Annotated in this window: 9 protein-coding genes; all 9 read right to left on the minus strand. The window is 71.5% G+C overall.

Annotated features, from left to right (window positions below):
* Window positions 1–30 precede the first annotated feature (30 nt).
* The 9 genes from ASC93_RS08710 to ASC93_RS08750 all read right to left on the minus strand — a co-directional run bounded on the left by ASC93_RS08710 (window position 31) and on the right by ASC93_RS08750 (window position 13,771).
* On the minus strand, window positions 31–459 hold the full coding sequence (locus ASC93_RS08710) for a DUF4440 domain-containing protein (RefSeq protein ID WP_056440132.1): 429 nt from the start codon (window positions 457–459) through the stop codon (window positions 31–33).
* An 85-nt stretch (window positions 460–544) separates the two neighbouring features.
* On the minus strand, window positions 545–3,109 hold the full coding sequence (galB, locus tag ASC93_RS08715) for a beta-galactosidase GalB (protein WP_056440134.1): 2,565 nt from the start codon (window positions 3,107–3,109) through the stop codon (window positions 545–547).
* 127 nt (window positions 3,110–3,236) lie between these two features.
* The gene (locus ASC93_RS08720; RefSeq protein ID WP_056440136.1) at window positions 3,237–6,350 is read right to left on the minus strand and encodes an EAL domain-containing protein; all 3,114 of its coding nucleotides are present in this window, start codon (window positions 6,348–6,350) and stop codon (window positions 3,237–3,239) included.
* Window positions 6,347–7,405, minus strand: a complete 1,059-nt coding sequence (locus ASC93_RS08725; RefSeq protein ID WP_082547870.1) for a chemotaxis protein CheB — start codon at window positions 7,403–7,405, stop codon at window positions 6,347–6,349. The genes ASC93_RS08720 and ASC93_RS08725 overlap by 4 nt, the downstream gene beginning before the upstream one ends.
* Window positions 7,402–9,627, minus strand: coding sequence for a response regulator (locus ASC93_RS08730; RefSeq protein ID WP_056440138.1), 2,226 nt, complete (start codon window positions 9,625–9,627; stop codon window positions 7,402–7,404). The genes ASC93_RS08725 and ASC93_RS08730 overlap by 4 nt, the downstream gene beginning before the upstream one ends.
* A gap of 7 nt (window positions 9,628–9,634) precedes the next feature.
* A complete protein-coding gene (locus tag ASC93_RS08735; RefSeq protein WP_056440140.1) occupies window positions 9,635–11,269 on the minus strand; it encodes a methyl-accepting chemotaxis protein in 1,635 nt (544 codons plus the stop codon).
* A 15-nt stretch (window positions 11,270–11,284) separates the two neighbouring features.
* A complete protein-coding gene (locus ASC93_RS08740) occupies window positions 11,285–11,905 on the minus strand; it encodes a chemotaxis protein CheW (RefSeq protein ID WP_056440142.1) in 621 nt (206 codons plus the stop codon).
* A complete protein-coding gene (locus tag ASC93_RS08745) occupies window positions 11,902–13,269 on the minus strand; it encodes a protein-glutamate O-methyltransferase CheR (RefSeq protein ID WP_157201807.1) in 1,368 nt (455 codons plus the stop codon). Before ASC93_RS08745 ends, ASC93_RS08740 begins: the two co-directional genes overlap by 4 nt.
* Window positions 13,256–13,771, minus strand: coding sequence for a chemotaxis protein CheW (locus tag ASC93_RS08750; RefSeq protein ID WP_056440146.1), 516 nt, complete (start codon window positions 13,769–13,771; stop codon window positions 13,256–13,258). The genes ASC93_RS08745 and ASC93_RS08750 overlap by 14 nt, the downstream gene beginning before the upstream one ends.
* Between the last annotated feature and the right edge of the window lie 255 nt (window positions 13,772–14,026).

Raw genomic sequence — 14,026 nt, forward strand, 5'->3', positions numbered from 1 at the left:
GATTACAACACTCGCGCCGGATCGACGGCGTCAGCCGGGCTTGTCGCCGCCCAGGCGGTCGGCATGCCGGTGGATCAGCTTCCAGGCGCCGTCCTCGCGCCGGAAAATCTCGGTCACGCGCAAATCCATGGGCACGGGCTGCGCCTGGCCCTTGACGTTGACGACCGAGCGCTGGATGCCCGTCCAGTACGCGAGATCGCCATCGGCCGCGCTGTGCATGACCTCGAAGCGGTTGTCGCTGCCGGGACCGAAATGCGCGGCACCCTCGCGGTTCGCGGCATTCACGGCGTCGGGCCCCGCGACGCAATCGCCCTTCGGACCGAAGAGGGTGGCGGGTGGCTTGTCCGCCGCCATGGCGCCGAGCGGGCCGTAGTCGCCGTTCACGAACGCGTCGGACGCCTGGATGCGCCGGCGCATGAAGGCGTCGAAATCATCGTGCTGATCGTGCTGTCGTGGCATGGCTCTCTCCTCGCGATCGAATACGATTGTAGCCAAACCCGAGCGCGGACGCCGCATGAATGGGCGTCCGCGCACGCTCCCGCCTTTACTGCGGCTGGCTGTCCAGCGTCACCTGGGTCGGTGCCAGGCCGTCGGCGCTGGCCGTCAGGGTCAGCTTGCCGCCCTCCCCGGCGCGCGTCTTCACGATCGCCAGCGCCAGGCCGTTGAACGCGTTGCGCTCATGCGACTGGAACGGCTCCAGGTTCGTCGCGTCGCCGTTGTCGGTCGCGACGATCTCGCCCGGCCCGGACAGCGTGAAGGTGATGCGGTCGTGCGAGCGCGGCACCTGGTGGCCGTCCTTGTCGGCGACGGTGACCGTCACGAACGCCAGGTCCTTACCGTCCGCCGCGAGCCTGGCGCGGTCGGCCGACAGCAGCAGCCTGGCCGGCTTGCCGGTCGTGGCGACGGTGTCCTCGGCCCAGCGCTTGCCGTGCTTGTAGACGACGGCTTTCAGCGTACCCGGCTGGTACACGACGTCGTCCCAGCGCAGGCGGTAGTCGCGCGGGCCGCGCTTCTTGCGGCCGAGCGATTTACCATTCAGGAACAGCTCCGCCTCGTCGCCGGACGTGTACAGGTGCACCGGCGTCACCTGGCCCACGCGCTCCGGCCAGTTCCAGTGCGGCAGCAGGTGCGCCATCGGCAGGTCCGGGCGCCAGCGGGCCTGGTACAGGTAGAAGCGGTCCTTCTTGAAGCCGGCCAGGTCGATGATGCCGAAGTAGGAGCTGCGCGACGGCATCGCGATCTTCTTCATCGTCGCCAGTTCCTGCGCGGCCCGCGCCTGCTGGGCGGGGTCGGTGAAGTTCAGCAGGTTCGACGCGTCGTCGTTGTACGGCGTCGGCTCGCCCAGGTAGTCGAAGCCGGTCCACACGAATTCGCCGGCCACGAACGGGTTGTCGTCCTGGCCCTTGAATTCGGCGTCGGGCGTCGTGGCCCACGGCGGCGCCGTCAGGTCGTAGCTGCTGACCTGGAAGTTGGCCGCACCTTTCGATTTGTCGTCGCTGACGGGGAAGAAGTATTCGCCGCGCGAGCTGATCGTCGATGCCGTCTCGCTGCCGAACAGCGGCAGGTAAGGCGCGGCCGCATGCACCTTGCCGTACAGGCCCGGCTTGTAGTTGTAGCCGAACAGGTCGACGACGTTCTGGAAGCCGTTATATGCCGAATCGACGTGGTTGTCCGCCATCGTGACGGGGCGCGTGCGGTCTTCGCCGCGCGCGATCTCGGCCAGTCGCGCGGCCAGCTTCCAGCCTTCCGGCTTGCCCTGCTCCGGGATCTCGTTGCCGATGCTCCAGGCGATCACGCTCGGGTGGCTGCGGTCGCGCCGGATCTGCGCGCGCAAGTCCTTCTCGTGCCATTCGTCGAACAACAGGTGGTAGTCGTTCGGCTTCTTGGGGATCTGCCACATGTCGAACGCTTCGTCGAGCACGACGAAGCCCATGCGGTCGGCCAGGTCCAGCAGCTCGGGCGCCGGCGGGTTGTGGCTGGTGCGGATCGCGTTCGTCCCCATCTCGCGCAGCAGTTCCAGCTGGCGTTCCAGCGCGCGCACATTGACCGCGGTGCCCAGCGCGCCCATGTCGTGGTGCATGCACACGCCCTGCAGCGGCACGCGCTTGCCGTTCAGGATGAAGCCGCGCACCGCGTCGAACACGGCGGTGCGGATGCCGAACGGGGTCTCGACGACGTCCGTCACCTTGCCGTTGTCGGTGACGGTGGTGACGGCCACGTAGCGCTGCGGGGTCGCGATGCTCCACAGGCGCGGCTGCGGGACCGTCAAGGTCTGCGTGAGCTGGGCCTCGCGGTCCGCCACGACCTTGGCCGGCGCCGACGCCGTCTGGCGCGCGACCGGCGCCGCGCCGCGCTTGCCGGCGGCGTCGAGCAGATAGATTTCGGTCGCGACCTGCACCTGCGCGGCCTGGCCGTCGCTCTCCACCGTCGTCTGCACGGCGACGGTGGCCGCGTCCCTGGTCACCTGCGGCGTCGTCACGAACGTGCCGTACTGCGCCACGTGCACGGGCGCCGTCTTGACGAGCCAGACGTTGCGGTAGATGCCGCCGCCCGGATACCAGCGCGACGAATCCGGCGGGTTGTCGAGCCGGATCGCCACGACGTTGTCGCTGCCCGGCTTCGCATACGGCGTCAGGTCCACGCGCCACGACGCATAGCCGTACGGCCAGCCGCCGACGTAGTGCCCGTTGACCCAGACGGCGGCGTGCGACATGGCGCCATCGATGTCCAGGTAGACGCGGCGGCCGGCGTCGCCCGCCGGCAGGGTGAAGTGCTTGCGGTACCAGCCCACGCCCCACCACGGCAGCTTGCCCGTCTCGCCCGGGTATGCCTGCTTGAACGGTCCCTCGATGCCCCAGTCGTGGGGCAGGTCGAGCTTGCGCCACGCGGCGTCGTCGAAACCCGGCTGCGCGGCGGGAATGGCCGTCGCCGGGTCCTTGAGCCTGGCGTCGTCGAGCTGGCCGCTGCCGGCCGGATCGCCTTTCGCGAAGCGCCAGCCGGCGTCGAACGAGAGGCGTTCGCGCACGGGCATGTCGGCCGCCTGTGCGGCGCCGCACAGCAGCGCCACGCCGCACGCGATGATGGAGAGGGAACGGGGAATGAGCGTCATGGTCACGAGATCGGTCGTTGTCGAGGATGTCGAAAGGGAAACCCCTAGTATGGGCCAGCCCTCCCGCGCCCAGCTATATGAATTGGCCGGGCCGGTATCCAAAAGCGCGATAGCACGCCCCGCCGCCTCACGGATGGGCCGGCGCCGTCCCCCGTTTCGCTTCGAATTCGGCGAACGCCTCGCGCACCGCCTCGTCCAGCTCCTCGTCGATCCACGGCTTGGTCAGGAACTTGAAGATCGCGCCCCGGTTCACCGCATCCGTGACCGACTGCAGGTCCGTGTACCCGGACAGCACCATGCGCACCGCGTGCGGATACATCTGCTTCACGCGCGCGAGGAATTCGGTGCCGCTCATGCCGCGCATGCGCTGGTCGCACACGATCACCCCGACCTCGGTGGTGGCAAGCAGCTCGAACGCCTCGCGCGCGCTGGCCGCCACCAGCACGCGGTAGCCGCTGTGGCGCATGGCGCGCCGGATCGCGGCCAGCAGGTTGACCTCGTCGTCCACGTACAGGAGCGTGCGATGGTAGGGCTGCGGCTGCAGGGCGTCCAGCGCGAGCGCCTTGTCCTCGCGCAGCATGCGCGCGCAGTCGTCCGCGGGCGCGGGGCGTCCGAACAGATAACCCTGGATCTCGTCGCAGCCGTTCTGCGCCAGCAGCGCCAGCTGCCCTTCCGTCTCCACGCCTTCCGCGATCACGTCGAGCCGCAGGCCGTGTCCCATGGCGATCACGGCGCGCGAGATCGCCAGGTCGTCCGGATCGGAGGTCAGGTCGCGCACGAACGACTGGTCGAGCTTGAGCCGGTCGACCGGGAAGCGCTTGAGGTAATTCAGGTTCGAGTAGCCGGTGCCGAAATCGTCGATCGCGAGGCGCACGCCCATGTCCTTCAGCTTGCACAGGATGTCCACGGTCTTCTGCGGATCTTCCATCGACGCGCTTTCGGTCAGCTCCAGTTCGAGCAGCCGGGGCTCCAGCCCCGTCTCCGCGAGGATGCGGCCGACCGTGTCCACGATCCGTTCCGAGAACTGGCGCGCCGACAGGTTGACCGAGACCGGCACCGCGCGCAGCCCGTCGCGCTGCCACGCGCGGCATTGTTCGCAGGCCTGGCGCAGCACGCGCTCGCCGATGGCCAGGATCAGGCCCGTCTCTTCCGCCAGCGCGATGAAGCGCCCCGGCGGGATCAGCCCCTGTTCCGGATGCTGCCAGCGCAGCAGCGCCTCGAAGCCGACGATCCGCCCCGTGGAGAGGCTCGCCTGCGGCTGGTAGTACACGGTCAGCTCGCCGCGTTCGAGCGCGCGCCGCAAGGCGTTTTCGAAGCGGAAGCGCTCATACACGCCGTCGTTCAGTTCCGGACGATAGAAGGCGTAGCGCTCGTCCTTGCTGGCCAGCGCGCGCTGCAGCGCCGCCTCGGCGTCCTGGTTGAGGCCGTCGTAGTCGTCGGCGTCGTTCGGGAACAGCGCGATGCCGACGCACGGATCGAGGTGCAGCTCTTCGTCCCCGTAGACGTAGATCCCGTCCATCGTCTCCAGCACCTGGCGCGCCAGCGCGGCCAGCTCCGCCTCGTTCGTGCGCAGCGCGGCGAGCGCGAACGTGCGCTCGCCCGTGCGCGCGACCGTCAGATCGCCGTGCGCCAGTTCGCTCAGGCGCGACGCGGCCTGGCGCAGCAGCGCCTGTTCGGCCTCCAGTCCCAGGCTGGCGCGGATCACCTGCAGGCGCGTCATCCGCAGCAGCATGTAGCCCAGCAGCGGCTTGCCGTCGGCGACGCGCGCCTGCATCTGGCGCACGCGGTCGCGCAGCAGCACGTCGTTCGGCAGGCCGGTCTCGCGGTCGAAGTTGGAAAGGTAGCGCAGCTTTTCCTCGGCGCGGCGCAGCTCCGTCACGTCCATCCCGGTCGTGACCACGTATTGCACCGAGCCGTCGGCGCGGCGCAGCATCGTCGAGGACCAGATCACGGAACGCACGCTGCCGTCGCGCGCGAGCCATTCGCCGCTCTGCTGCACGGGAACGGCGCCGGCCGGCGACGCGTTGAATTCCACGGGCGCGTTGTCGGCGCGGCGGAACAGGTCGCGGAACGGCCGGCCCAGCACCTCGTCCGCGCGCCAGCCAGAACTCTGTTCGCAGGCCGGGTTGAACAGGCGGATATTGCCGTCGCCGTCGAACACGCAGACGAGGGCCCCGGACAGGTTCACGACGGCCGACAGCAGCGCGCGCTCCGACTCCAGCGCCGCCGTGCGTTCGTCCACCAGCCGTTCCATGTTCCCGTACAGGTGCGCGCGTTCGATCGCGACGGCGATCTGGCTGCCGACCGTCTCCAGCACCTGGCGGTCGTCGTCGGCGAGCGCCCCGTCGCCGAGGGTCAGGCACATCATCCCGCGATTGCGCACGCCGGTGGTGAGCGGCACGCGCAGGCTGGGCTCCCCGCGGCACGTGGCGCGCGCCACGCCGGCCGGCTGGCCCGGCACGACCGTGCACTCGCATGGCGCCACCGCGGCGCCGGTGGCGTCGCGGGCGACGGCGAACGCGGGCCGGCCGTCGACACCCAGCAGCCGGATCGTCGCACCCGTCACGCCCGGCAGGTCCAGCACGCGGTCGAGCGCGCGCTCGGCCACGTCCTGTTCCGACAGCACCGGGTTGATCGCCTCGGCGACGCGGTACAGCCCTTCGAGCGACTGGTAGGAATGCTTGATGCGTTCCTGCTGGGTACGCAGCTGCTCCGTCATGTGGATCGCTTCTTCGTACGTCGAGATCAGGAGGTCGAAGATCTGCTGGCGTTCCGCGGTGATGAAATGGGTCTGGCCGCCCAGGCTGATCTTCATCCCCAGCTGCACCCGCTCGTTGGAGCGCAGCGCGCGGTTGGCCAGGATGAAGCGGATGCGGCCCAGCAGGTAGTCGGCCTCGAACGGCTTGCGGATGAAGTTGTCGGCGCCGCAGTCCAGGCCCTTGATCACGTCGTACAGGCTGGAGAGGGACGTGAGCAGGATCACCGGGATGTCGCGCAGCGCCTCGTCCTTCTTGATCGCCTGGCACATCTCGAAGCCGTCCATGCGCGGCATCGCGATGTCGGTCACGATCAGCGTGGGCGCACGCTCGCGCGCGGCCTCCAGGCCCGCGCGGCCGTCGACGGCCACGCGCACGCGAAAGCCGGCCTTGGCCAGCAGTTGCGCCAGCTGGCGGGCCTGGGTGGCGCTGTCCTCCACCACCAGGATCTCGATGTCCTGCGCGTTGTCGGGAGACGGGTTCATGGGGGGTCTCCATTCGTTGGAAAAACGGTGGACGGAAACGGCTCGGCGGGCAGGCGCGCCAGCACCTTGCCGATTTCCGCCGGCTCGAGCACCAGCATCGCGGCGTCGAGGCGCAAGGCTTCGCCGGGCATGCCGTACACGACGGAGCTGGCGCGGTCCTGGGCGATCGTCAGCGCGCCCTGCTCGCGCAGCTGCTTGAGTTCCGCCGCCCCGTCCTTGCCCATGCCGGTCAGGAGGACGGCCGCGGTGGCCGGGCGCAGTTCGGCATCGATGTTGCGGAACAGGTAGGACACGGACGGGCACATGCCGTGTTCCGGCGGCGCCTGCAGCAGCCGGCACACGAGTCCCGGACCGATGGCCGCCTGCCAGCTTTCGGGCACGAGGTAGGCCCGTCCGCCGGCCAGCGGCATGCCGTCCTGGATCACCTCCACCGGATAGCCGGCGGCGTCGGCCAGCCACGCGGCCAGGCCGTCCATGAAGCCGGGTGCGAGGTGCTGGACCATCACCACGGGCAGCGGAAAGCCGGCCGGCAGTTCGGCCAGGATGTCGCGCAGGACGGTCGGTCCGCCGGTCGACGCGCCGATGGCGACCAGCCGCCGCGCCGATCCGTGCAGCGGCCGCGCCGCGCGCCGCGCATCGCCCCAGCGCCGCACCACCCGCACCTCGGCCATCGCCTTCACGGTGCGCACGAGCGCGCGGGCGCTGTCGGCATGCGCCGGATTGCCGACGCCGTACGGACGCCGCACCAGCACCAGCGCGCCCGCCTCGATCGCACGGAAGCTGGCGTCGACCTCGGCCCGGTCGTCGCTGCCGCTGACGACGACGATGCGCGTGGGGCACGCCTGCATGATGCGGCGGATCGCCTCGTAGCCGTCCATGCGCGGCATCTGCAGGTCCATCGTGATCACGTCCGGACTGAGTTCGTGCGCCATCCGCAGCGCCTCCTCGCCGTCGGCGGCGCAGCCCACCACCGCCAGGCCGGGCGCCGTGCCGAGGATGTGCACGAGCAGTTCGCGCACCGAATTCGAATCGTCGACGACGAGGACCCGGATCATGGCGCCTCCATCCCCGCGACCCGGCGCACGGTCGCCAGCAGGCGGTCCTGGTCGAAGCTGCCCTTGGTGAAATAGGCGTCCGCGCCGGCGCGCAGACCCGCCTCGCGCTGTTCCGGCGTCTGCAGCGACGTCACCAGGATCACCGGCAGCTCGGCCGTGGCCGGATTGGCCCGGATCGCGGCGGTGAGCGCCAGGCCGTCCATGTTCGGCATCTCGACGTCGCTGACGACCGCGTCGTAATTGCCGGCGCGCAGCCGCGACAACGCGTCCAGGCCGTCGACCGCCGTGTCGACGCCGCATCCGGCGCCTTCCAGGATGTGCTTGAGCAGCAGGCGCGACGTGACGGAATCCTCGACGACGAGCACGCGCCGCGGCCCGGCCACCGGCGCCGCCGCCGCCGGCGCGCCGGACGTGCCGGTCAGCCCGCGCGCGGCGACGTCGTCCAGCGCGATCACGGGCGCCAGCATGCCGTCCCCCAGTTGCGCCGCCCCGCTGAAATAACGCACGCGGCGCAACAGCGGGCCGAAGCTCTTGGGCAGCAGGTCCTGCTCGGCGACGATGGCGTCGGCCAGCATGCCGAACGACTGGCCGCCCGCCGTCGCGACGATCACGACGCCACGGCCCTCCTCCTGCCCGGGCCGGGCCGTCCCGAACAGCGCGGCGAGCCGCACGAGCGGCAGCACCCGCGTCCCCGCCAGCACGGTTTCCCTGCCCTCGACCGTGCGGATCTCGGCCTGCGCCTCGCTGCGCACCGCTTCGAGGCCCGCCAGCGGCACGGCGTAGCGCGCGCCGGCGACGTCGACGACGAGCGCGCGCAGGCTCGCCACGCCCACCGGCAGCAGCAGTTCGAACGACGCGCCGGCGCCGGGCGCCGTCGCGACCACGAGCTGGCCGCCGCTGGCCGCCACCTTGTCGGCCACGATCGCCAGCCCCACGCCCCGTCCGGACACGGGCGTGACCTCGGCGCGGGTCGACACGCCGGCGCGCAGCGCCAGGTGCACGCGCTGCTGCTCGCTCATCTGCGCCAGCTCGGCGTCCGTCAGCCCCGCGCGCCGGGCGGCCGCCTGCGCGACGGCCTCGATATCGATTCCGGCGCCGTCGTCGGCGACCCGCACCGACACCATCCGCGCGTCGCGCTGGGCGACGACGATCTCGATGCGGCCCACCGGGTCCTTGCCGGCCCCGGTGCGCTGCGCGGGCGTCTCGATCCCGTGGTCGACCGCATTGGTGACGAGATGGATCAGCGCTTCGCGCACGACGCCCAGCACGCGCCGGTCGATGTCCACGTCGGCGCCCCGGGTCTCGAGCCGGACCTCCTTGCCGTGCCCGCGCGCCAGGTTGCGCACGAGCGCCGGCAGCTCGTTCAGCGCCGCGGCGGACGGCACCAGCGCCGTTTCCAGCGCGGCGTCGAACAGGCGCGCGCGCACGCCGTGCAGCTCCTTGCCCGTGTGTTCCAGTCGCGCGGCCAGCCGGGTGCACGCGAGTTCCAGGTCCGCGCCGTCGTCGGCGCCGATGGCGGCCGGGCCTTCGCGCCGCCGGGTCGCGATCCCGGCCGCGATCCCGCGCAATTCCTCGACGTGGTGGCGCAGCTTGAGTTCGACCGGCAGCAGCGCCTCGGCGTGCGCGCGGATCGAATCGATGCAGCGGCCGTCGACGCGGATGCGTTCGCCCGGGTCGTCGTCGGCCGCGTCGGCGGTGCCGGCGTCCGGTTCGTCGTCCGGTTCGTCGTCCGCACCGTGGTCCGGCGCCGCCGCCGGCACGGGCACGCCGGCGGCGGCAGCGGGCAGCGGCGCGTCGGCCGGCGCCGGCCGGGCGGACGCCTGCGCCGGCAGCGCGCGCGCGGCGGCATCGACCTGCGCCGCCAGCAGACCCGCCACCTTGCGGCTGCGCAGGCCCGGCGCATCGACGACCTGGCGCGCGGCGGCGGCGGCCTTGTGCAGCAGGTCGAACTGTTCGGCCGTCGCGTGCGCGCCGGTCTCGCGCGCCGCCGCCAGCACGCCTTCCAGCGCGTGGCACAGCCGCTCCAGTTCGAGCTCGTCGACGGTGCGCGCCGCGCCCTTGAGCGTGTGCAGCACCTTGAGGACGCGCTCGTGCAGCGCGGCGCGCTGGGGCTCGGGCGCCTGCTCGAGCGCGACCAGCCCGACGTCGATCTGCGCCAGGTGCTCGCGCGCCTCTTCGGTGAAGATGCCGCGCAACCGCTGCTGGAACTGCTCGTCGGTCATCGCGCGGTCACAGCTGGAAGCGGTCCATGGTCTGGCGCAGCGACAGCCCCAGCGCATGCAGGTTGCGGGCCGACGCCTCCGCCTGGCGCGAGCCGGCCGCATTTTCCGCGCTGGCCTGCTGGATGTTCTCCATCGCCAGCGCCACCTGGTCCATGCCGGCCAGCTGCTGCTGGCTCGACACGGCGATCTGCACGGCCGCCTGCGCGGCCTCCGTCATGTTGTCCGTCAGCCCGCGGATCGCCTGCCCGGCCTGGGTCGTCTGCTCGACGCCCTGCGCCACCGTCTTGGCGCCCTGCTCCGTGATCATCACGGCCGCGCCCACGCTCTTCTGGATCTCGCCGAGGATCTCGCGCACCTGGCGCGTGGCCTGGCGCGACTGCTCCGCCAGGCTCTTGACTTCCTGCGCCACGACGGCGAACCCCTTGCCGTGCTCGCCGGCCTTGGCGGCCTCGATCGCCGCGTTCACGGCCAGCAGGTTCGACTGCTCGGCCAGGCTGGCGACGGTCGCGGTGATTTCGCCGATCGCGTGGCTGCGTTCGGACAGGCGCACGACCGTGCCGGCGATCGCTTCCATTTTTTCCTGGATGGTCTGCATGCCCTTCATGCTCTCCTCCAGCGCGCGGCGGCCGTCGGCGGCCGTGCGCGCCGCCTGCTGCGCCGCGTCGGACACGGCGCGCGACTTTTCGGACGCCAGCAGCGACGTCTGCTTGACCTCCTCGACCGTGGCCGTGGTCTCGCTGACGGCGGCCGCCGTCTCGGCCGTGCTGGCCGCCGCCTGCGCGCTGCTGGACATGATCTCGCTCGCGGCGCCGGTCAGCGTGGCGACGCCGCTGGTGGTCTCGGCGGCCAGGCCGCGCCACGACCGGACCATGCCGTCCAGCGCACGCAGCAACTGTCCCACCTCGTCGCGGCTGCCGTTGGCCGGCACGTCGACACGCAGGTCGCCGGTCGCGATGCGCGCGGCCACCACCGTCGCCTGGCGCAGCGGCGTCGCGATCGCGCGGTTGAGCCAGTACGCCAGGACGATCGCCAGCAGCACGGCCGCCAGGTTCACGGCGATCAGCGTGGCGCCCGCGTTCTCCACGAGCGCCGCGCCGTCGCGCATGCGCTCCTGCGCCTGCGCCAGCTGCTTCGCGCCGATGTCGTCGGCGATGCCCTTGAGCCGGTCGAACGTGTTCTGGAGCCGGCCCGTCGCCGCTTCCCCGGCGGTGGCGCGCTGGCCCGCCTTGACGGCCGCCAGCACGTCGCTGTCGCGCACGGCGCCGTAGTCCTTGTACGCGCCGGCCAGGCGCGCATAGTCGGCGGCAAAACCCTGGTCCGTCTGCGTGAATGCGGCCAGGTCGCCCAGCAGGCCGCGGATCGTGGCCTCTTCCGCTTCCAGCTGGCGCCCGAAGCCCGCCTGCGTGGTGCTGCCGGCGACCAGCGTCGACAACAGGGCCACGCGCTCGCGGTTGATCGCGCCGCGCAGTTCCAGCACCTTGAGCACGATCGCCAGGTCGTCATTGAACAGCTGTTGCTGCGCCGCGCGCTGGCGCGCGAGGCCGGCGTAGGACGAGGCGCTGGTCAGCGCCATCGCCACGACGAGCAGGCCGAAACCGAGCATCAGTTTCGCGCGGGTGGACAGGTCGGCAAGCGTGGGCATGAAAAATCTCCAGTATCAGTGGTCCGCATTCACGACCAGGGTGGTATCGGCAAGCAGGCGCCGCGCGTCGAGCAGCGCGGTGCGGTCTCGGGCGACGCCCAGCAGGTAGCTGGCGTCCGGGTCGGCCAGCATCGGCAGGCTGTGGCCCATGTCTTCGGGGGCGAAACGGCGGGCGCCGTCGATCGCGTCGGCCAGCACGGCGAACCGGTTGTCCTCGCCGCGCAGCACGATGAGGGCGCCGGGTTCGGCCAGTTCGGACAACGGCAGGGCAAGCAGCACGCGCAGGTCGAGCACGGCCAGCACCTCGCCCTCCCACATCGTGATGCCGGCCACGTGATCCGGAACGCCGGGCAGCAGGGTCAGGGGCAGCAACGGCAGCACGCGTGCGACCCACGCGGTGTCGAACGCATAGCGCTCGCCGCCGCAGCGGAATGCCAGCACCTCCACGCCGCCGGCCGGTTCCTGCGCCGGCGCGGCGGCGATGGCGGCCAGCGCGGCGGCGCGGTCGGCGAGCAGGCGTTCCTGGGCGGCCGGATCGGCGCGGTCGAGCGCGGCCAGCGCGGCGGCCGCCGCCTCGAGCCGGCGCGACAAGGCGGCCCAGTCGAAGGCAGGGATGTCGTTCGGCATATCGGTCATGACAGGCGCTCCAGCCAATGCTGGACGGCGCCGCGCAGGTCGGCGTCGGCCGCCAGCCGGCCGCAATCGCGCAGCAGGCTGCGTGCGCGCGGCCGCCGGCCCGCGGCGTCTTCGATCAGCGCGGCCAGGTAATGGCCGATGGCGCTGTCCGGTTCGAGGTACAGCAGGCGCCGCAGGCAATGCCGCGCCAGCGTGCGGTCGCCGTGTTCGAGCGCGAACAGCGCCGCGTCCTGCTGCAGCGGGGCCGACGACGCCTCCGCCTCGACGGCGCGGCGCAGGCATTGCAGCGCTTCCTCGCGCCGGCCCGCGTCGGCCAGCGCCCGCACGCGCGCCATGGCGGAATCGGGCGCCGCCACGACCGGCGCGATCAGCGGCGCGGATGGCTGTGCAGGATGCGGCCTTTGTGCCGCGGCGGGCGCCGCGACGGGCGGCGTGAAAACCGGCGCCGCCGGCGCCGCGACCGTGGACGGCACCGGCGCGGGCGGCGCACCCTTGCGGAAGAACACCGCATCCTCGTGGTACACCGGCGTAAAACCGGCGAACAACTGGGTCGACGCCTCGCTCGCATTGACCACGAGCCAGCCGCCGTCGACGAGGCAGTCGCGCAGGCGCTCGATCACGCGCTTGACCTGCTCCGGCCCGAAATACATGAGCACATTGCGGCAAAAGATGACGTCCATCGCCAGCGTTCCGGTGGCGGCGGACGGATACGCGCCGGTGGCGAGATTCAGGCCGGCGAAGCGGATCTGCTCGCGCAGTTGCGGGTCGATCTCGAAGCGGCCGTCGGCGAGCGGCCGGAAAAATGCCGCCAGGTCGGCCGGGTCGCTGCGGCGGAACGACCAGCGCCGGTACTTGCCTTCGCGCGCGAAGTCGAGGAACGCCTCGTTCAGGTCGGTGGCGAGGATCGTCACGTCGGCGGGCGGAAGCCGCGGCACGCGGCGCCGCAGCGTCATCGCGATCGAATACGGTTCCTCGCCGGTGCAGCAGCCGGCGCTCCAGATACGCAGGGGCCTGGCCTCGGCGCGCGCGAGGTGCGCCAGCGCGTAGTCGCAGACCAGGTCGAGGGCGCGGGGCTCGCGGAAGAAATAGGTTTCGCCGACGGTGAGGAAGCGCGCGCACAGGGCGCTGCGGGCGTCGTCCCACGGACCGGCCAGCAGCCACGATGCGCACGCCGGCGCGCCCGGCAGGCCGAGCGCCTCGGCCATCCGGCCCAGCGCGGCGTCGAACTGCCTGCGCTTGGCGCCGGCGAAGGCCAGGCCCGTCTCGGCCTCGACCCGCTGCGCGGCCAGGTCCAGCACGCCGGCCACGGGCGCGCCCGCCGCCGGGACGCCCGCCATGGGGACGGCGTGTTCAGTGGCGTTCACCGGCGGCTCCTGCCAGCGCCTGGGCCAGTTGCGCCCGTTCGTGGTCGAACAGGAAGCGCGCCGGTTCGATCACCAGGCACAGGCCGTCGGGCAAGTGGAGCGCGCCGTCGACGAAGCCGGCCGAACCCGCGGCGGCCGGCCAGGCGGCCGCCGCTGGCGCCGTGCCCGGGCCGACGATGCTGTCGACGACGAGTGCGCACGGAAAACCGTTCGACTCGACGATGAGGAATTGTTGCGTGGGTGTGATGGCCGTCGGGCGGCCGCAGGCGCGGCGCGCGAAGTCGAGGACGGTCACGGTCTCGCCGCCCACGTCGAGCACGCCGAGCACGATGTCCGCCGCCCCCGGCAGCGGCACCGGCCGCGCGCTGAGCACGGCCCGCCGCACGGACGCCAGCGGCACGGCGAAGCGCTGTCCCCGGCAAATGAATTCGAGGACCTGCAGTCCTGCCGGGGCCGTGTCCGGTTGCCGGGCCGCTTCGGGCGCAAAAGCGGAGGAAATCATGGTGCACTCCTGTCGACGTGAGGGCCATGCGACCGATGGCACTGTCTCACCTGAGTCTGATCGTAGCGGACCTTGGCGCCCGCGTCTCACCGAGTCCGTGCGCGCCGCACGCGTACGTACGGCCCGCGCCCGCCCGGCGGGGGCCAGAATCCGCTGAATTCATGAAATTTCTGACAATAAATTGCAGATGAGCGCATAGAGGCGCGTCAAAACCGGCGTTTTTGTCGTAAATTAAACGACAAACGTTATCGATAT

The sequence above is a fragment of the Massilia sp. Root335 genome, assembly GCF_001425685.1.
GTDB lineage: Bacteria > Pseudomonadota > Gammaproteobacteria > Burkholderiales > Burkholderiaceae_D > Telluria > Telluria luteola.

Coding starts and splice junctions, on each gene's coding strand:
- ASC93_RS08710 (WP_056440132.1), bottom strand. CDS start 459: ATGCCACGACAGCACGATCAGCACGATGATTTCGACGCCTTCATGCGC.
- galB (WP_056440134.1), bottom strand. CDS start 3,109: ATGACGCTCATTCCCCGTTCCCTCTCCATCATCGCGTGCGGCGTGGCG.
- ASC93_RS08720 (WP_056440136.1), bottom strand. CDS start 6,350: ATGAACCCGTCTCCCGACAACGCGCAGGACATCGAGATCCTGGTGGTG.
- ASC93_RS08725 (WP_082547870.1), bottom strand. CDS start 7,405: ATGATCCGGGTCCTCGTCGTCGACGATTCGAATTCGGTGCGCGAACTG.
- ASC93_RS08730 (WP_056440138.1), bottom strand. CDS start 9,627: ATGACCGACGAGCAGTTCCAGCAGCGGTTGCGCGGCATCTTCACCGAA.
- ASC93_RS08735 (WP_056440140.1), bottom strand. CDS start 11,269: ATGCCCACGCTTGCCGACCTGTCCACCCGCGCGAAACTGATGCTCGGT.
- ASC93_RS08740 (WP_056440142.1), bottom strand. CDS start 11,905: ATGACCGATATGCCGAACGACATCCCTGCCTTCGACTGGGCCGCCTTG.
- ASC93_RS08750 (WP_056440146.1), bottom strand. CDS start 13,771: ATGATTTCCTCCGCTTTTGCGCCCGAAGCGGCCCGGCAACCGGACACG.